Source organism: Bradyrhizobium sp. Kon37 (assembly GCF_055807535.1).
The window spans coordinates 843,493-861,186 of the sequence record NZ_JBVVOY010000001.1; the positions used below are offsets into that span (position 1 = coordinate 843,493).

At 66.2% G+C, this 17,694-nt stretch carries 15 protein-coding genes, 1 tRNA gene, 1 pseudogene and 1 riboswitch; of the genes and pseudogenes, 8 read left to right on the forward strand and 9 right to left on the reverse strand.

Translation table 11 applies throughout. The features are described from left to right. Positions 1 to 25: 25 nt before the first annotated feature. Positions 26 to 107: riboswitch (ZMP/ZTP riboswitch) on the reverse strand. A 59-nt stretch (positions 108 to 166) separates the two neighbouring features. Together AC0L3J_RS04005 and AC0L3J_RS04010 are read right to left on the reverse strand one after the other, a co-directional pair. Further along, positions 167 to 1,885 (reverse strand): heparinase II/III family protein, encoded by a 1,719-nt coding sequence (locus AC0L3J_RS04005; protein ID WP_247285459.1) that lies wholly within the window; start codon positions 1,883 to 1,885, stop codon positions 167 to 169. A gap of 156 nt (positions 1,886 to 2,041) precedes the next feature. Beyond that, positions 2,042 to 3,388, reverse strand: coding sequence for an RsmB/NOP family class I SAM-dependent RNA methyltransferase (locus AC0L3J_RS04010; RefSeq protein WP_473346031.1), 1,347 nt, complete (start codon positions 3,386 to 3,388; stop codon positions 2,042 to 2,044). A 187-nt stretch (positions 3,389 to 3,575) separates the two neighbouring features. On the opposite strand from AC0L3J_RS04010, the gene AC0L3J_RS04015 reads away from it, so the two are divergent. Both AC0L3J_RS04015 and AC0L3J_RS04020 read left to right on the forward strand, forming a co-directional pair. Continuing rightward, a complete protein-coding gene (locus AC0L3J_RS04015) occupies positions 3,576 to 3,785 on the forward strand; it encodes a DUF1674 domain-containing protein (protein WP_473346032.1) in 210 nt (69 codons plus the stop codon). A 56-nt stretch (positions 3,786 to 3,841) separates the two neighbouring features. Next, complete coding sequence (locus tag AC0L3J_RS04020; protein ID WP_473346033.1) at positions 3,842 to 4,432, forward strand: thermonuclease family protein; 591 nt, start codon at positions 3,842 to 3,844, stop codon at positions 4,430 to 4,432. A 55-nt stretch (positions 4,433 to 4,487) separates the two neighbouring features. On the opposite strand, the gene AC0L3J_RS04025 is transcribed toward AC0L3J_RS04020, so the two are convergent. Further along, positions 4,488 to 5,003, reverse strand: a complete 516-nt coding sequence (locus AC0L3J_RS04025; RefSeq protein ID WP_473346034.1) for a L,D-transpeptidase — start codon at positions 5,001 to 5,003, stop codon at positions 4,488 to 4,490. A gap of 465 nt (positions 5,004 to 5,468) precedes the next feature. Then, a complete protein-coding gene (gene acs / locus AC0L3J_RS04030) occupies positions 5,469 to 7,415 on the reverse strand; it encodes an acetate--CoA ligase (RefSeq protein ID WP_473346035.1) in 1,947 nt (648 codons plus the stop codon). A gap of 392 nt (positions 7,416 to 7,807) precedes the next feature. Here acs and AC0L3J_RS04035 point away from each other — a divergent pair, with 392 nt between their 5' ends. After that, a complete protein-coding gene (locus tag AC0L3J_RS04035) occupies positions 7,808 to 8,977 on the forward strand; it encodes a DNA topoisomerase IB (RefSeq protein ID WP_456766878.1) in 1,170 nt (389 codons plus the stop codon). A 10-nt stretch (positions 8,978 to 8,987) separates the two neighbouring features. Here the strand turns inward: AC0L3J_RS04035 and AC0L3J_RS04040 are convergent, their stop codons facing one another. Beyond that, a complete protein-coding gene (locus tag AC0L3J_RS04040; RefSeq protein WP_473346036.1) occupies positions 8,988 to 9,443 on the reverse strand; it encodes an SRPBCC family protein in 456 nt (151 codons plus the stop codon). Positions 9,444 to 9,544: 101 nt separating this feature from the next. On the opposite strand from AC0L3J_RS04040, the gene AC0L3J_RS04045 reads away from it, so the two are divergent. Next, the gene (locus AC0L3J_RS04045) at positions 9,545 to 10,639 is read left to right on the forward strand and encodes an adenylate/guanylate cyclase domain-containing protein (protein ID WP_473346075.1); all 1,095 of its coding nucleotides are present in this window, start codon (positions 9,545 to 9,547) and stop codon (positions 10,637 to 10,639) included. A gap of 81 nt (positions 10,640 to 10,720) precedes the next feature. Here AC0L3J_RS04045 and AC0L3J_RS04050 read toward each other — a convergent pair whose 3' ends face one another. Genes AC0L3J_RS04050 through tsaD form a run of 3 tightly spaced genes read right to left on the reverse strand, consistent with a single transcriptional unit; the run spans position 10,721 to position 13,193 of the window. Then, complete coding sequence (locus AC0L3J_RS04050) at positions 10,721 to 11,134, reverse strand: EVE domain-containing protein (RefSeq protein WP_473346037.1); 414 nt, start codon at positions 11,132 to 11,134, stop codon at positions 10,721 to 10,723. A gap of 2 nt (positions 11,135 to 11,136) precedes the next feature. Further along, a complete protein-coding gene (locus tag AC0L3J_RS04055) occupies positions 11,137 to 12,117 on the reverse strand; it encodes an NAD(P)H-dependent glycerol-3-phosphate dehydrogenase (RefSeq protein WP_473346038.1) in 981 nt (326 codons plus the stop codon). A 2-nt stretch (positions 12,118 to 12,119) separates the two neighbouring features. Further along, positions 12,120 to 13,193 carry a tRNA (adenosine(37)-N6)-threonylcarbamoyltransferase complex transferase subunit TsaD gene (gene tsaD, locus AC0L3J_RS04060; RefSeq protein ID WP_473346039.1) on the reverse strand — a complete coding sequence of 358 codons (1,074 nt, stop codon included), beginning with the start codon at positions 13,191 to 13,193 and terminating at the stop codon, positions 12,120 to 12,122. A gap of 164 nt (positions 13,194 to 13,357) precedes the next feature. Between tsaD and AC0L3J_RS04065 the strand changes: the two genes are divergently transcribed. The 4 genes from AC0L3J_RS04065 to AC0L3J_RS04080 all read left to right on the forward strand — a co-directional run bounded on the left by AC0L3J_RS04065 (position 13,358) and on the right by AC0L3J_RS04080 (position 17,457). Further along, positions 13,358 to 14,104 carry a uroporphyrinogen-III synthase gene (locus tag AC0L3J_RS04065; protein ID WP_473346040.1) on the forward strand — a complete coding sequence of 249 codons (747 nt, stop codon included), beginning with the start codon at positions 13,358 to 13,360 and terminating at the stop codon, positions 14,102 to 14,104. A 69-nt stretch (positions 14,105 to 14,173) separates the two neighbouring features. Continuing rightward, positions 14,174 to 15,445, forward strand: coding sequence for a COG4223 family protein (locus AC0L3J_RS04070; RefSeq protein ID WP_473346041.1), 1,272 nt, complete (start codon positions 14,174 to 14,176; stop codon positions 15,443 to 15,445). Positions 15,446 to 15,481: 36 nt separating this feature from the next. Continuing rightward, the gene (locus tag AC0L3J_RS04075) at positions 15,482 to 17,281 is read left to right on the forward strand and encodes a heme biosynthesis HemY N-terminal domain-containing protein (RefSeq protein WP_473346042.1); all 1,800 of its coding nucleotides are present in this window, start codon (positions 15,482 to 15,484) and stop codon (positions 17,279 to 17,281) included. Between the two features lie 100 nt (positions 17,282 to 17,381). Beyond that, positions 17,382 to 17,457 (forward strand) — tRNA-Thr (locus AC0L3J_RS04080). A gap of 45 nt (positions 17,458 to 17,502) precedes the next feature. Here AC0L3J_RS04080 and AC0L3J_RS04085 read toward each other — a convergent pair. Continuing rightward, a pseudogene (locus AC0L3J_RS04085) lies at positions 17,503 to 17,694 on the reverse strand (hypothetical protein); the annotation flags it as partial.

A 17,694-nucleotide genomic window follows, 5' to 3' on the forward strand; every position in this document is an offset into this window, starting at 1 on the left:
GAGCAAGATCCTCTGTCTGAAGGAGTGTCTATGCCCAGGCGCGCGGCTTCTCAGTCTCGCGCTTCCCGATGGTGCTCCATCCAAGGTCGCCAGTCGCGCGAGCGAGGGCTCGATAGCAGTTTTCGATCGCTTTCACAACGTTCAGATCGGGCCGAATCACATGCGTCTACAGCGGAAGTTCCGGCTCCCGCCGCGCATTTCTGCGGGCATTCGTGATCGCCGGCGAGGCGGTGGAGCGGACAAAACTCCAGCGGATCGAGGGCGCCTGCCGCGCATCCTGACGGATCACGATCTGCGCGGTGCGGCGCGGGCCGTCATTGCCGGCCAGGGATACGCTGTCCTCGAGCTCGACCTTGTCGTCGAGCGCCTCGAAGGTCCAGACGTCGCGGTTCGGCAGCACCAGCATGACCCCGCGGGCATCGGACAGCCGGCTCGCCTTCACCGCCGGGTGCAGATGGAATCGGAGCGCGAAGTCGGCATCCGGACCCTTGAAGCGTCCGCCTTGCGGCGGCGACAGCGTGTCCTCGCCGTCGATGCGTGCGCCGTCATTGGCGATCATCAGCACGCGGCGGTGGATCGCGCCGAATTTTGTCAGGTAACCGTCATGCGACGTCGTGAGCAGCGTGCCGTTCTGCACGATTTCGCGATAGCTCTCGACCTCGACGGGGCCGCTGGTGACCGGAGCACCGTGCAAGAGCCGCTTCATCGCCGACATCTCCACGAACTGGCATGACGAGGTGTCGTGATAGGTCAGCGTCGAATGCGCCGCCGTGCCGCGTGCGAACGGCCGCCAATTGTCGCGGCCCGTGGTCGGCATGCCGCAATTGGTGACGATGCGGCTGATGCCGGAGGATAGTTCGAACGACAGGCAGCCGGCATGGGCGTCGTGGCTGACGCCGGCCGCCGGCGGCGGACCGGTGTCGATGATCAGCGTGGTCTGGCCGGCATCGAGGCGCTGGAAGCCGGTATGCGGCATGTTCGACATCGGCGCGCCGTGGGTGTCGTCATAGGCAAGCAGCGTCGCGAGCAGGTCCGAGGGCGTCGCGCTCATGCCGTTGAACAGCGCGAAATTGCCGTCGCCGTGGCGGAAGAACCGGAGCATCGGCATCATGCGATCGATCGCGTTGAGCAGCGCGGGCGGCGGCGCGATGTTGCGCGCGGCAAAGGTCTGCCGCAGCGGCAACAGGTCGATCAAGAGCTCGATCAGCGCGCCCGGGTTGCGCGAGACATGCCCGCCGTCGGGCAGGATCTGCCGCTGCAATTCATCCGAGAGCTTTTTCGAGGTGCTGCGGATGTGACTTGCCTGGTTGGCGAGGCACAGCGCCGCATAGCACAGCGCGATCAGCACCTGGAGCTTCGGCACTCCGTCGGGAATGTTGACCATGGTGTAGCGCAGCAAGCGGATTTCACGTGCCAGCGCGCGCAGATAGCGGCGGTAGAATTTGTTGTCGGTATCGTTGAGCACCAGCGGCGCCTGCGACAGCAGGGAGATCACGCGTCGCGCCAGCACGTCGGCGCGTCGCGCGACGGGACGGCGCTTGCTGGCAGGGTTGCCGATCCAGTCCTCGATCAGCGAGCGCGCATTGGCGCGCGTCAGCGCGGTGTCGGCGGCGCGCAAATGGCGCAGCCAGCCGAACCCGAGCAGCGCAACCTCCCAATCCTCCGACGGCGGCTCGAGATCGAAGATCGAGCGGCCGTGGCAATTGACGATCTTGCCGGCGAAGACGAAGCGGCCGGCATAGATCTCGGCGGCGCGGGTGGCATCCGCGGTGCGCAGATCATGTGGCGCGATGATCAACCGGTCGGCGCGGCCGGGCCAGACCCGCGACAGGGCAACGGAACCGCCGCTCGCGCGCGCGAGCATGTTCCGCGCGAAGCGGTTCATCACCAGCGTCGAGATACGTCTGCGTTGAGCGACCGACACGCCTTGCCTTGATGGGGGAGAGGATTCCGACGAATCCTTATTAATCCCAAAATCGGACGGCCGACACCACCTTGAACGACGCGAATCAGCGCTGTGGTTGCAAAATCCAGTGCAAAATCAGGATTTAACGAGCCGGGCCGCGAAAAATCCGTCGAGCCCGCCGAGCTTGGGATCGGCGTTCGGTAGATGGCTGGGCAGGGTGCGCAAATCGCCCTCGGCGGTGATGATCTCGCTGAGTCCCGACACCTCGGACGCATCGATCGGAACCCGGCGAAGCCCAGGCTCTGCGGCCAGCAGCGCGGCGACCGCATGCTCGCCCTCTTCGGGTTCCAGCGAGCAGGTACAGTAGACCAGCGTCCCGCCGGGCTTGAGCAGCGAGACCGATTTTTGCAGCAGCCGCCGCTGGAGCGCGGTCATCGCGGCGATGTCGGATTCCTGCCGAAGCCAGGATACGTCGGGATGGCGGCGGATCGTCCCGGTCGAGGTGCAAGGCGCATCGATGAGGATGCCGTCAAAGCCATCGGGAGGGCCGGACCATTCCGCGGCGTCGGCGACGACGGTCTCGGCCTGGAGCGACAACCGCGTCAGATTCTCGCGCAGCCGCGCCACCCGGGCAGGCGAGCGGTCGATGGCGGTGACATGGGCGCCAGCCTGAGCCAGCTGCGCGGTCTTGCCGCCGGGAGCGGCGCAGAGGTCGGCGATGGATTTGCCCGTGATGTCGCCGAACAGCCGGGCCGGCAACGCAGCGGCGGCGTCCTGCACCCACCATTGTCCTTCGGCGAAGCCGGGAAGCATGGTCACCGCGCCGTGCAGCACCGTACGCACCGATCCGGTCGGCAGGACTTCGCCATGGAGCCGGCTCGCCCATTGCGCGGCGTCCGACTTCACGGTCAGATCCAGCGAAGGATCGTGGCTGAGTGCGAGCGCCATGTCTCTTGCGACTGTTTCGCCGTAATGCGCGCTCCAGCGCGCGACCATCCAGGGCGGCAGGTCCAGCGATTGCGCGGCAACCTCGTCCACCAGCGCTTTGCCCTCGCGGGCGCAGCGGCGCAGCACGGCGTTGACGAGGCCGGCATAGCGCGCGGCGCGGCGGTCGGATTGCACGAGGCGAACGGAGAGATCGACGGCCGCGTGATCGGGCACGTCCATCCAGAGGATCTGGGCGGCGCCGATCAACAGCGCGCTCTGCGCGCGCGGCGCGTCGGAGGGAATGCCCTTGTCGAGCAGGCGGGACAGCACATGGCCGAGCGTGCCGAGCCGGCGCAGCACGGTGGCGACGAGGCGGCGCATCAGCGCGCGGTCGCGGTCGGGGAGCGTCTTCAGTCCGGGATGGGCGCCGCTGCCGTCGAGCTGCTCGTCAAGCGTGCGGTGCTTTTGCAGCACGCCATCGACGATGTCGGCGGCAATCCGCCGCGCCGCGAGACCGGGCACTTCGGATGGAGGGGCGAAACGTTGAGAAGGCATGCGGAAACAAGGTTCTGAGCGAGCGGCAGTTCGCCGTAATGGGCGCATGCCTTGAGGAGGCGATCTTTGGCACGCGAATATGCCAAATGTAAGAATCGCTTCCGGGTTTTTCAGCCCTTTCGGAGCCATTTCAGGAATGCGTTATTGGGCGTCGCGCCGCGGGCCATCACGCGCTAGAAAGCCGACGATGAGTGACCAGCCTTCCGTTCCCGACCGCAAGCAGCTCACGCCGGCCGCCCAGCGTGCGCTGGCCGAGGCCGAAGCGCGCCGGCAGGCCGCGGCAGTCCGAGCCAAAAACGACGCCGAGGCGGCGCCAAAGGAGTTGCAGGGGCCAAAAGGACCCGAGCCGACCCGCTATGGCGATTGGGAGCGCAAGGGCATCGCTTCCGACTTTTGAAGCTTGCCTTGGAAGCTGACTTGCCGGACTGCCCGACTCACCCCTAGCGTGCGGGGATGTCGCGTTTCGATCCAAGCCATCCGTATCGGCCTTCATACAGCGGCTCGCCATTTGCTCGCCGGTTCTCAGGGCTGTTGCCGTGGATGTTCGTGGTTGGAATCGTGGTGGCCGTCGTGTTCACGTTCCGGCACGGCATGAACTGGCCCTTCCCTCGTGCGACCGACGGTCAATCGAGGGACGCCGAGATCGTACTCCAGCAAAGCGGCCATCTCGATCGTCGCCAGCCCGTCGACGTCATCCGCACCATCGACGGCGACACCTTTCTCGCGCGCGTGCATCAGCAGGGCGGCCGCGACCTCGTCGCGCGCGTTCGCCTGCGCGGCATCGATGCACCTGAGATGAAAGCCTCCTGCCAGGAAGAACTCGACAAGGCTGAAGCCGCCGCCGCCGCGCTCCGCGACCTGCTCGGCCAGGGTGGCGTGACGATTACCAATCTCGGGCCTGACAAATACGGACGCGTTCTCGCTGACGTGGCGACCAAACGTACGGCCAATGTCTCGGCGGCGTTGCTCGCCGGCGGCTACGCGCGGAACTACAATGGCGGCCATCGCGACGGCTGGTGCGCGCGGAGCTGGCGCTTCTGGTAACAAAAAAGCCGCGTCGAACGACGCGGCTCTTGCCGTCTCGCCCCGATGCCGGCGATCAGCGCGTCACGACCACCGTCGTGCCGACCGAGACGCGGCTGTAGAGATCGGTGATGTCGTCGTTGAGCATGCGGATGCAGCCATAGGAGACAAAGCCGCCGATCGAGCCCGGCACGTTGGTGCCGTGGATGGCATACTCACCGCCGGACAGCGTCATCGCCGCGACGCCCATCGGGTTGCGCGGCGAGCCGCCCGGGATGACGTCCGGGATGCTCGGCTTGTCGCGCTTCACCTCGGCAGGCGGCGACCAGGCCGGATTGCGGTACTTGCCGTCGATGCGGGTGGTGCCGGCCCACTGCTTGCCGGACTTGCCGACGCCGACCGGGTAGCGCACGGCGTGGCCGTTATCGAGGACGAGATAGAGCCGACGCTCGTTGGTTTTGACAACGATGGTGCCTGGCGAATAGTCGGCCAGGTGGGTCCCCACCATTTCCGGCCGCGCCTGCGCCGCCGTCGACATCAAGACCCCAGCCCCGACGGTGGCGGCCAGCGCCACAGCAATCCTTATCGACATCGATTTTCCCCTTGCCCCGAACGGACCGTCCAAAATTACGCAAAACCGGCAATCGCTGGCCCGCCAAGTCCTTGTCGCAAGTCCTTGTTGCAAGTCCTTGTCAGGGGACATTCTTAACCGCGCTTGTTAACCGGATGGTTTCCACGCACGGCCGCCAAGGGCCAGCCAGCAGGGGGAACAAAGGAAATGTTCGAAACAAAGTAAATGACCTGAAAACAACACTCAGCCGGAAAGATGCCCGGGCGCCGGGGCGCGGTCTGACAAGCGCGTGAGGATGTGAACGGCCGTTGATTCCGGGGGCGCTAACGCGGGGATGGGTCTCGCGTCCCGGACACGGCGCAGCGCCAAGCGGTGCGACGCAAACCCGGGACCCAGAAAGCCACAGAGTCTGTCGTTGCATGAGCCCCAGCTCAGCAGCGCACGGCGAAGTGCGCGCTGCGCTGCGTCCGGGGCACGAGACTGCCTTTACGCCGACTTCTTGTTCTGCCGGTTCTTGACGAGGTCGTCGACCACGCCGGGATCGGCCAAGGTCGAGGTGTCGCCCAGGCTGCCCGGCTCGTCCTCGGCGATCTTGCGCAGGATGCGGCGCATGATCTTGCCGGAGCGCGTTTTTGGCAGACCCGGTGCGAACTGAATCTGGTCGGGCGAAGCGATTGGGCCGATCTCCTTGCGCACCCAGGTGACGAGCTCCTTGCGCAGATCCTCGGTTGGCTCGATGCCGGCCATCAGGGTCACATAGGCGTAGATGCCCTGGCCCTTGATGTCGTGCGGGAAGCCGACCACGGCGGCCTCCGAAACCTTCTCATGCGCCACCAGCGCGCTTTCGACTTCGGCGGTACCCATGCGGTGGCCGGAGACGTTGATGACGTCGTCGACGCGGCCGGTGATCCAGTAATAACCGTCGGCATCGCGTCGGCAGCCGTCGCCGGTGAAATACTTGCCCTTGTAGGTCGAGAAATAAGTCTGCTCGAAGCGGGCGTGGTCGCCATAGACCGTGCGCATCTGGCCCGGCCATGACCGCGTCAGGCACAGATTGCCTGATGTCTCGCCGTCCAGCACGTTGCCGTCGGCGTCGACGATCTCAGGCACCACGCCGAAGAACGGCTGCGTCGCCGAGCCCGGCTTGAGCTTCGTGGCGCCGGGCAGCGGCGTGATCAAAATGCCGCCGGTCTCGGTCTGCCACCAGGTGTCGACGATCGGGCAACGGTCGTCGCCGACGACGCGGTGATACCACTCCCACGCTTCCGGATTGATCGGCTCGCCGACCGAGCCGAGCAGGCGCAGGCTGGCGCGCGAGGTCTTCTTTACGGGCGCGTCGCCGCTCTGCATCAGCGCGCGGATCGCGGTCGGCGCGGTGTAGAAGATGTTGACCTTGTGCTTGTCGATGACGTTCCAGAATCGCGAATTATCCGGGTAATTCGGCACGCCTTCGAACATCAGCGTGGTCGCGCCGTTGGCGAGCGGTCCGTACAGAATGTAGCTGTGCCCGGTGACCCAGCCGACGTCGGCGGTGCACCAGTAGATGTCGCCGTCATGATAGTCGAAGACGTATTGATGCGTCATCGCGGCGAACACGAGATAGCCGGCGGAGGTGTGCAGCACGCCCTTGGGTTGGCCGGTCGAGCCCGAGGTGTAGAGGATGAACAGCGGATCCTCGGCGTGCATGTGCTCGACCGGGCATTCCGTCGTCACCATTTTGGCGGCGTCGTGGTACCAGAGGTCGCGCGAGGGATTCATTTCGACCGCGCCGCCGGTGCGCTTGACCACGACGACCCAGTCGACGCCGTCTGCCTTGGCGAGTGCCGCGTCGACATTGGCCTTCAGCGGCACCTTCTTGCCGCCGCGCAGGCCCTCATCCGCGGTGATGATCACCTTGGACTGGCAGTCGTTGATGCGCTGGGCGAGGCTGTCGGGCGAGAAGCCGGCGAACACCACGGAGTGAATCGCGCCGATCCGCGCGCAGGCCAGCATCGCGTAGGCCGCCTCCGGAATCATCGGCAGGTAGATGGTGACACGGTCGCCCTTCTTGACGTTCCGGGTGCGCAGGATGTTGGCCATCCGGCAGACCTCGTCGTGCAGCTCCTTGTAGGTGATGTGCCGGGATTGTGAGGGATCGTCGCCTTCCCAGATGATCGCGGTCTGGTTGGCGCGGCTGTGGAGATGCCGGTCGATGCAATTATGGGCGACGTTGAGAACGCCGTCCTCGAACCATTTGATCGAGATATTGCCGGGCGCGAAGGAGACGTTCTCGATCTTGGTCGGAGCGTGCATCCAGTCGATGCGCTTGGCCTGCTCCGCCCAGAAACCGTTCGGATCCGAGATCGAACGGGCGTACATGTCCTTGTACTTGGCCTGGTCGACCCAAGCGCGCTTCGCCCATTCCGCGGGGACGTCGTAGATCTTCTCGGACATGTTTCCCTCCACATACGGCAAGCCGAGCACAGGCCAGCCGACTTGATCGTTGAACCGATTATGCGTCGGGCTAACCGGACCCGACAAGGTGCACAAGCTGGACCTTCGGCGAGCAGCCGGCCATGCGGAGGATCAAGCCGCTTCGTGCGACTGTCGCAGTTTTGAAACAGGGCGACCGGCAGCTTTCGGGTCTTTACCCCGATCCTCGGAATGGGCCGGCGCAGAGCGCCATGCTCCCGGTAGCGGTATTTAGAAACCGCCCTCACTGATTCGGGACTCGCAATGCGGTTCGGAACACCCTAAGTGGCTAACCCGGGTCCAACGAGACCCCTTGGAACAAAAATCAGAACAGCGGCATTGACCGATAACAAACAGGGCTAAGGCATAAGACTATGATGGATCAGCAGAATCTCGGGACTTTGCGGCCCGCTTCAGCCGATCCTGCTGCCATTGCACTGGCCAAAGCCCTCGGACAATGGCCGAAACCGGCCGGTTCCGGCCGTCCCAGCCCGAAAAAAGCGTTCGACACGGCCCCTGCAGCGACGGTCGAGGCCCTCGCCAAGGAACTGGGCCTGCGGCTCGGCGACCAGAACGAGCTGACCATTCGCCGCATCAGGCGCGGCAAGGGCTATTCCTTCGTGCGGCCCAACGGGGTCCACATCCGCGATGCCCGTACTATTCGGCGGCTGCATTCGATGGCGGTGCCGCCGGCCTATCGCGAGGTGCGCTACTCTGCCGATCCGAGCACGCATCTCCAGGCGGTGGGACGCGATGCCGCGGGCCGGCTGCAATATCGCTATCACGCCGATTGGGAGAAGGTCCGCGAGCAACGCAAGGCGCATCGCCTGGAGAAGCTCGTCGGCGCGCTGCCCAAGATCCGGCGCAAGGTCTCGGCGTTCCTGTCGGGCGACGAGCCGACCCGCGAGTTCGCGCTCTCGGCCGTCATCGAATTGATTGCGCGCACCGCGATCCGCCCCGGCAACGAATCCTATGCCCGTCTCAACGGCACCCGCGGCGCCACCACGCTGCTGAAGTCCAACGTCTCGCTGGAAGACGACAGCTTCGTGCTGACCTTCAAGGCGAAGGGCGGCAAGGCCGTGCGCAAGGAGTGCGACGCCGCCAAGCTCGTGCGCGCCATCGGGATTTTGCAGGGCGTTCCCGGCAAGCGGATGTTCCAGTATCGCGATGCCTACGGCATCGTGCGCGCGGTCAGCACCACGCAGGTGAACGCGTTTCTGCGCGAGATCGCCGGCATCAAGATCTCGCTGAAGGATTTCCGCACGCTGATGGCCTCTGCCGTCGTCGTGGAATCGCTGTCGCGGATCACGCCGGCGACCAGCCAGCGCGGCCGCAAGAAGCAGGTGCTGGAAGCGATCCGCGGCGCCGCCGATCAGCTCTCCAACACGCCGGCGATCTGCCGCAAGAGCTATGTTCACGACACCATCGTCACCGCGTTCGAGGACGGCATCCTCGAACGCTTCGCTGCGACCATGAAGGGCCAGCGCTCGCAGGCCAGGCGCGAGCAGCTTTTGCAGCAGGTGGTGGCGACCGCGGCGGTCTGACCTGGCGTCGTTACGCCTTGGTGGAAACGCCGTTGTCGGGACCGGGATTGCCGCCCGCGGCTGCGGTCGTGAGTCGTCCCAGATAGTGCGCCCATCCCGTTGCGTGGGCGGCAGCCTGTTCCTCGGTCGGCAGTCCGCTATGGGTCATGCGCAGCAATGTGCCGCCGTCGCGTTCGATCAGGTCGATCTCGATCAGGCTCGAGCCGGGCGGCACTTCCTGGCCGCCCTCCCATCCAAACGTGTAGGCGAGACGATGCACCGGCACCACTTCGCGGAACGCGCCGCGGGCAACGCCGCCGCGGGGGCCGATGCCTTTGAGCAGATATAGCCCGCCGGGATGCGGCTCCGTGGTCGCGTCGGAACCCATCCAGCTCAGAATCTTCTCGGGGTCGGTCAGGTAAGCGAAAACGGTGGCGCGTGGGGCGGCGATCTGGGTCTCGCGTCGCACTATGAACGGTTCGGGCATCGGCGATCATCCCTGGGCTGATCGTGGGACATGGCGGCGCGCGAGGGGCCCGTCAAGGATTGCCCGTGACAAAGACCGCCTGCGTTCGTCATGATCGGGCCATGCACCTCTCGCCGACGCTCGCCTGGCTTGTCGATGCCGCCGCCGATAGCACCGGGGCCGACCGCCTGCTCGCGGATCTCGGCGCACAACTGGTCGCCGACGGCGTGCCGCTTGCGGCAGGCAGCCTGACGCTCGAGGTGCCGCATCCGCTGATCGCGAAGCGGACATGGTTGTGGCGCGCGGAGAACGGCCGGGTGATCGAAGCGCTCGGCTTCGCACCAGGCGGCCTCGCGCCCGACCCGCCCAACGATGCCGGCCGCCGCTGGCTGCGCGACATCGCGGAGGGTGAGGTGCACGAAGACGCGGTCGGACGGCCCGACGGGCCGTTGCTCGGTTGGATCGGGCCGCGACCGTTCACCGCAAACGAGACCAAGCAATTGCGCCAGGCCGCGCGCTTCGCCGCGACGCCCCTTGCGGTGCTTGCCGCGCGTGCAACCTTGCGCGCGACGCTGGATGCTTATCTCGGCAAGCGCAGCGCGGAGCGGGTGCTGGCGGCACCCCTGCGGCGCGATCTCGGCGAGACCATACAGGCCGCGCTGCTCTATGCGGATCTGCGCAACTTCACGCTCCTGTCGGAAACCAATCCGCCTGCCGACGTCATCGCGGCGCTCGATGCCTGGTTCGATCGCATCGCCGGCGCGGTCCACGCCTTCGGCGGCGAGGTGCTGAAATTCATCGGCGACGGCGTGCTCGCGATCTTTCCGGTGGTCGGGGCGTCACCGCGCCAAGCGTGCGATGCGGCGCTGCGTGCCGCGAGCGCAGCCGAAGCCGGGATGGCGTATCTCAACGCGGAGCGTCGTGCCCAAGGTCTGCCGCCGCTCGCGTTCGGTGCGGCGCTGCATCTCGGCGAAATGCTGTGGGGTAATATCGGCGCCGCCAACCGGCTCGATTTCACGGCGATCGGTCCCGCCGTCAATCTCGCCAGCCGGCTCGAAGGATTGTGCAAGCCGCTCGGCAGAACCGTGCTGGTGTCGGGCGCGCTCGCCGCGGAGACCGACATGCCTCTCATCGCGCTCGGATCGCATTCGCTGCGGGGCATCGCCGCGCCATGCGAGGTGTTTGCGCTGCCGGAGAAGCAAGCTCCGATATCGTAGCCCGCATGAGCGTAGCGACATGCGGGATCGCAGCAGTAGTCCCGGATATCGCTTCGCTCATCCGGGCTACAGCGCCTAATCCTACATCCCGCCCATCTTGCAGACGAGCTTCCATTCCTCGGCCGTCACCGGCTGCACCGAGAGGCGCGAATATTTCACCAGCGCCATGTCGGCGAGCTTCTTCTCGGCCTTGATCGCGGCCATTGTCACCGGACTCTTCAAGGGTTTGTCGGCCTTGATGTCGACGCAGACGAATTTTTCCGTCTTGTCGGTCGGATCCGGATAGGCTTCCTTGACGATCTCCGCGATGCCGACGATCTCCTTGCCCTCGTTGGAATGATAGAAGAACGCCTTGTCGCTCTTCTTCATGGCGACGAGATTCTGGCGCGCGGTGTAATTGCGCACGCCGGTCCAGGCTTCGCCCTTGGCGCCTTTCGCCACCTGCTGGTCCCAGGACCACACCGATGGCTCGGATTTCACCAGCCAGTACGCCATGTTCATTCCTCTGCCTTGAAAGGTCGCGTCATGAGCCCCGAGATCGCGGCGTCGATCGTGCTTCTGCCGGTCAGGATCGACGCGACGGCTTCCGATACCGGCATTTCGATGCTTTGCGAAGCCGCGAGCTCGATCAGTACCGGCGCGGTGGATTCGCCTTCGGCAAGCTTGCCGGCGGGCGGCTGCTCGCCGCGGCCAAGCGCCAGGCCGAGCGCGAAATTGCGCGATTGTGGGCTCGAGCAGGTCAGGATCAGATCGCCGAGGCCAGACAAGCCCGTGAGTGTTTCGCTGCGTGCGCCGAGCGCGCGGCCGAGGCGTGTCAGCTCGGCAAAGGCGCGGGTGGTGAGTGCGGCCTGGGCGGAAGCGCCGAGCTTGCGCCCGACCGCGATACCGACCGCGATCGCCAGCACGTTCTTGGCGGCGCCGCCGATCTCGACGCCGCGGACATCAGTGGAGTGATAGGGCCGAAACGTCGGCGAGCCCAGCGCCTGCACCAGGTGGTTGGCCAGCGTTTCTTCCCTCGCCGCCAGCGTGACCGCGGTCGGCAAGCCACGCGCGACATCGTCGGCAAAGCTCGGACCCGACAGGATCGCCGGCTGCGCGTGAGGCGCGGCCTCGGCGATCACGTCGGTCATGAATTTATGGGTGCCGTGCTCGATGCCCTTGGCGCAGGCGACGACAGGCACCGGTCTAGCCAGATGCGAGGCGAGCATGTTGACGGCACCGCGCAGATGCTGCGCGGGCACTGCGATCAGCAGCATATCCGCGCGCGTGGCGAGCGCCAGGTCGCTCGTGACGATGATCTCCGGAGCAAGCCGCACGCCGGCCAGCCGCGGATTGTCGCGGCTCGACGCGATTCGCGTCGCGTGCTCGGGATTGCGCGCCCACAGCGTCACGTTCCGTCCGGCCCGCGCCGCCACCATCGCCAGCGCCGTGCCCCAGGCGCCCGCGCCGATCACTGCGACAGATCGGAACGCTGTCATTGCTAGAATCCCGCGCGTGTCTTGCCGTATCCGGCCGGTGCCGTCGCGTTCGCATCGAGCAGCCAACGCGCGCGGGGCTGTGCTTCCATCGTGTCGGTCATGCCGAGTGCGAGACGTTCGGCGCCGGCCCATGCGATCATCGCGCCATTGTCGGTGCAGAGCGCCGGCGGCGGCATGATCAATTGTGTACCGGCTTTCCTCGCAACCTCATGCAAGGCGCCGCGGATCGCCTGATTGGCGGCAACGCCGCCGGCCGCCACCAGCGCACGTGGCGCACCGAACTGCTCGCGGAAGAGTTTGAGACCGACGCTCAACCGGTCGGCTGTGGAGTCGAGCACGGCAGCCTGAAAGCTCGCGCAGAGATCGCTGACGTCCTGCGGTGTGATCTCGGCCAACCGGCTCGCTTCGTTGCGCACCGCCGTCTTCAATCCCGATAGCGAGAAGTTGGCGTCGGGGCGTCCCTGCAGCGGCCGCGGAAACGCAAATCGCGCCGGATCGCCGTTGGCTGCCGCGCGCTCGACCTGCGGCCCGCCCGGATAGGGCAGCCCCAGCATCTTCGCGACCTTGTCGAAGGCCTCGCCGATCGCATCGTCGACGGTGGTGCCGAGCCGCACATACTGGCCAACGCCGGTGACGGCGACGATCTGGGTATGGCCGCCAGAGGCGAGAAACAGGCAATAGGGAAATTCGAGTGCGTCGGTCAGGCGCGGTGTCAGCGCATGCGCTTCCAGATGGTTCACCGCGATCAGCGGCGTGTCGTGCACCATCGCGATCGCCTTCGCGGTGGTGAGCCCGACGATGACGCCGCCGATCAGTCCCGGGCCCGCGGCGGCCGCGACACCGTCGAGCTGGGCGAAGTCGATGCCGGCCTCAGTCATGGCCCGGTCGATGATGCCGTCGAGCAGGTCGACATGGGCGCGGGCCGCGATCTCCGGTACCACGCCGCCGAAACGGGCATGCTCCTCGACCTGCGACCACACGATGTTGGACAGGATCTTGCCGCTGCCGTCAGGCGCACGCTCGATCACCGCCGCGGCGGTCTCGTCGCAGGTGGTTTCGATGCCCAGTACCAGCATTGGCGAATTGTTATCCAATTTGCGCCCTTCTCACCCCCCTTGCGCTGATCCGCAAAGCAGAGTTCTGGTACGTCCGGTAGCATTCCGGGGTCGGCCAACGCAATCGTCACGCGCGGCCGTCCCTCGTGAAAGCGCCACCGCCACGTGGTTCGGGAACACAAGCGATGTCCATTCTTGTCACACGGCCGCATCCCGACAATGAGGCGACGTCGGAAAATCTGCGAGCGCGGGGTCATGTGGTGCTGCTCGCGCCGGTGCTCAAGTTCGAGCCGGTCGCCTTCCATGGCGAGAGTGAAACGAGCTACAGCGCCGTCATTGTCACTTCAGCCAATGCAATTCGCGCCGTCGCGCCGCAATTGCAGGAACTTGGTCTGCTGGAGCTGCCGCTGTTTGCCGTCGGCGAGCACACGGCTGCCGCCGGGCGCGATGCCGGCTTTGCCGAGGTGATCGTCGCTGGTGGCGACGGTGCTGCCCTGCGCGACAAGGTGATGCAGAGCGCGCGCGACAAGCGGCTGAAGAAAAAGGGCACGTTGCTCTATCTCGCGGGCGCGGATCTGTCGCGCGACCTCGGCGGTGAGCTGGGCGCCGAAGGCTTCAACGTCGTCACGCAGACGATCTATCGCATGGCGCCTATCAAGCTGTTGCCGCGCGATGTCTGTGAGGGCTTTGCCGCCCATGGGATCGAGGCGGTGCTGCATTACTCCCGGCGCAGCGCGCGGGCTTTCCTGGAGGCCGCGCGGGGCGAAGGCGTCGAAATCTCGGCTCTGGCGATCCCGCAATGCTGCCTGTCCGAGACGGTCGCGGGCGTGCTGCGCGAGGCGGGTGCCTCGCAGGTTCTGGTGGCGGCGACGCCGGACGAAAATGCCTTATTTGACACCTTGGAGCGTGCTTTGCGCACCCGTTTGGCGTAAGAGGTCGGGCCGAATCCGACGCAATCGGATCCGTTCGTTCAGGGCATGTAAGTGTGAGGAACCGTCACGATGGCCGACGACAAGCCTGAAGACGCAGGATTGGCTCCCGAGTCCGGCCGCGCCAAGCGCATCCCGCCCACCATCGACCTCCAGGCAACCGAGGTCTCGACCCAGCCGCAGGAGGTGGCGGGCGAGCCTGAGGCAGCGACCGAACAGGCCGCGCATGAGCAGGCCAAATCTGAAGAGGGCAAGTCTCAGGAAGAAAAGTCTCAAGAGGCAAAGTCTCAAGAGGCAAAGTTCGAAGAAGCTCATGCCGAGCCGCAGCCCGAACCTGCCGAGGAAGAATCTTTCGTTGCGTCCGCGTCGGTATCGCCGTCGATTTCACCCTGGGTTATCGCTCCGTTCTCCGGCGCCGTGGCAGCCGCCGTTGTGATCGCGGTCGGCTGGATGCTGGGCTGGCCTGCGGTGCAGGCGCCGCCGGCTGCTCCGCAAGTGACGGGCGCAACCGTCGAGGCGCTGAGCGGGCGCGTTGCTGCGGTCGAAGCCAAGGCGGGCAAGCCTGCCGCCGATCCGGCCGTGGTGGCGCGGATCGATGCGCTGGAGAAATCCGCAACGAGCCTGCGCAGCGACATCGCCAGTCTGCGCGCACAATCCGACAAGACCGCGGGCGCCCTCAACGACACGAAATCGGCGCCATCTGCTGCCGCGCCAGATCTTGCCGCTCTCAACGACCGCCTCGCGCAGCTTGAGCGTGCCAGCAAGACCGAACGTGCGGAACTCGCGCAGCAAAGCGAGAAGATCGCCGACGCCAAGGCGATGGACGACAAACCGTTGCGCCATGTGGTGGCGGCGGCTCTGCTCGACGTCGCCGTTCGCCACGGCGATGCTTACGTATCCCAGCTCGCCGCCGCGCGGTCGCTGGCAGCAAAGCCGGATATGCTGAAGCCGCTTGACACTTTTGCTTCGTCAGGCATTCCGACGCCGGTCGCGCTCAGTCGCGAGCTCCTCAACATCGTGCCGAAATTGTCGCCGCCAGCGGAAGCTCCGGCCAGCGGCACCGGCATCGTCGAGCGTCTTCAGGCGGGGGCGTCGAAACTCGTCCGCATCGAGCGTACCGACGGGGTCGGCAACGATCGCGGCGCCATCGTCGCGCGGGTGACGGCGGCTGCGCTGCGCAACGATTTCGTCGAGGCACGGCGCGAGTTGAAGACGCTGCCCGAGGCCGATCGTGCACCGGCACAAGCCTGGCTCGACAAGGCCGATGCCCGTGACGCGGCGCTCGCCGCCTCACGCAAGTTCGCCGACGCCGCCATGGCGGATCTCGTCAAGCCTGGTCAATAAAGGTTCGCGCAACAATCAGCGCGTATAGGGATCGTCATGCTTCGCATCGTCCTCTTCCTCGTCCTGATCGCGCTGGCGGCGGCCGGCGCGGCCTGGGTTGCCGACCAGCCCGGCGACCTCGTCCTGACCGCAGGCGCCTTCCGCGCCACGACGACGCTTCCCAGATTCGTGTTCTTGCTTGGCCTCTTTGCCGCGGCAGTCGTGCTGGTCTGGAGCCTGCTGACGATGGCCTGGCGCGCTCCGGGGCGTCTGCGCCGCCGCCGTCACGAAAAGCGTCATGCGCGCGGCCGCCACGCCATTACCCACGGGCTGCTTGCGATCGGCCATGGCGACACCGCGCTTGCCCGTCGTCACGCCGATACCGCGCGGCGGCTGGCCGCAAACGATCCGCTCGCGCTTCTCTTGCATGCGCAATCGGCGCAGCTCGAGGGCAATCGCGACGAGGCCCAGCGCGTCTTCCGTGCCATGGCCGAGCGCGAGGACACGCGCCTGCTCGGCCTGCGCGGTCTGTTCATCGAGGCGCAGCGCGCCGACGATGCGGTCGGCGCGGTGATGATCGCCGAGGAAGCGATCAAGCTGTCGCCGTCCTCGACCTGGGCCTCGCATGCGGTGCTCGGCTTCCGCTGCGCGCGCGGCGACTGGAGCGGCGCGCTCGCGATCCTCGATTCGAATCTGTCCGCGGGCCTGATCGACAAGCAGGCCTATCGCCGCCACCGCGGCGTGCTGCTCGCCGCCCGCGCGCTGGAACTGGAAACGATGGACCGCGACGTCGCGCGCGAGAGCGTGATGCAGGCGGTCAAGCTCGCGCCGACCCTGGTTCCGGCCGCAGTGCTTGCTGCAAAATTCGAGAGCGAGGCGCATCAGGTGCGCCGCGCCATGAAGCTGGTGGAAACCGCCTGGCTCGCCAATCCGCATCCTGATCTCGCGGAGGCCTATGCGCATGTGAAGCTCGGCGATTCCGCGCGGCAGCGTTTGCAGCGGGTCGAGACGCTTGCGGCCAAGATTCCTGCCGACAAGGCTGGTTATGTCGAGGGCCAACTGGCGATCGCGCGCGCCGCGATCGATGCGTCCGAGTTCGCCCGTGCGCGCGAGGTGCTGGCGCCTTACGTCAACGATCCGACCCAGCGCGTGGCACTGCTGATGGCGGAGATCGAGCGTACCGAGCATGGTGACGGCGGTCGGGCCCGCGCCTGGACCTTACGCGCGGTGCGCGCCCGCCATGATCCGGCCTGGACTGCGGACGGTTATGTCAGCGACCGCTGGCGTCCGGTCTCCCCGGTCACCGGCCGGCTTGACGCGTTCCAGTGGCAGACGCCGGTCGCTAGTCTTCCGTCCGACAGGGGCGCCATGATCGAATCCTCGGCCTTCGAGGAAGCCATGCTGGCGGCTCCGCCGCCGAAGCGGGTGACGGCGGCCCCGAGCGAAGGCCCGGCGGAACCGGTTGTCACGGCGCCGGATCCTGCGCCTGCCGCGCAGGACAATTCGCCGCCCCTCGAGGCCCAGGAAATCTTAGAGGAAACCGTCAAGGAGACCGCCAAAGAAACCGTCAAGGAAGAGCCGGTCGTCACGCCCGCCGAGCCGGTCAAACCGGCCCCTGAGATCGTCGAATCATCGCCGGCGGCGGCGACGCCGGTGTTCCGGACCCGCGCCGATCTCGGCAAGCCCACACCAGCGCCTATTCCCGCCGTCATCCCGATCGTCCGCGCCCCGGATGATCCAGGGATCGACGACGAGGGTCCGAGCGATGAATTTACGGAACAAATCGGCACGCCCAGGGACCACGCAAAGGCCCAGGCCGGCGGCTGGCGCGGATTCTGGTCTCGCTGGGGCGGGTGAGCGGCATTTCCAAGCCGGCGCCACCTTGCCAATTCGGGCCATGCCCGATATCAGGAGCGCGCGTAACGGGACCGGCCTCGCGCGGGCCCCGGCAAGGTTCGCCGCAATAGCTCAGTTGGTAGAGCACGTCATTCGTAATGACGGGGTCGGGGGTTCGAATCCCTCTTGCGGCACCAGCGCCCCAGTGTGTCCGGCCCGAAGACATGGGTAACGGAACGTACCTAAGACATAGGTGACAGCCTCGTGCCGAACGGGTTGTCGAGGGGTTGCAGGGTTTTCTGCTCCAGGTCGAAGTATCCCAGATCATAACGCATGAAGCTGACGAGCCAAATGCCGTCGTCGACCTCTTTGATGCCGAGCTTTTGGCCCGCCAGCACGGTTGAGATGTTGATCCGCTTGCGATGCAGGCAAAG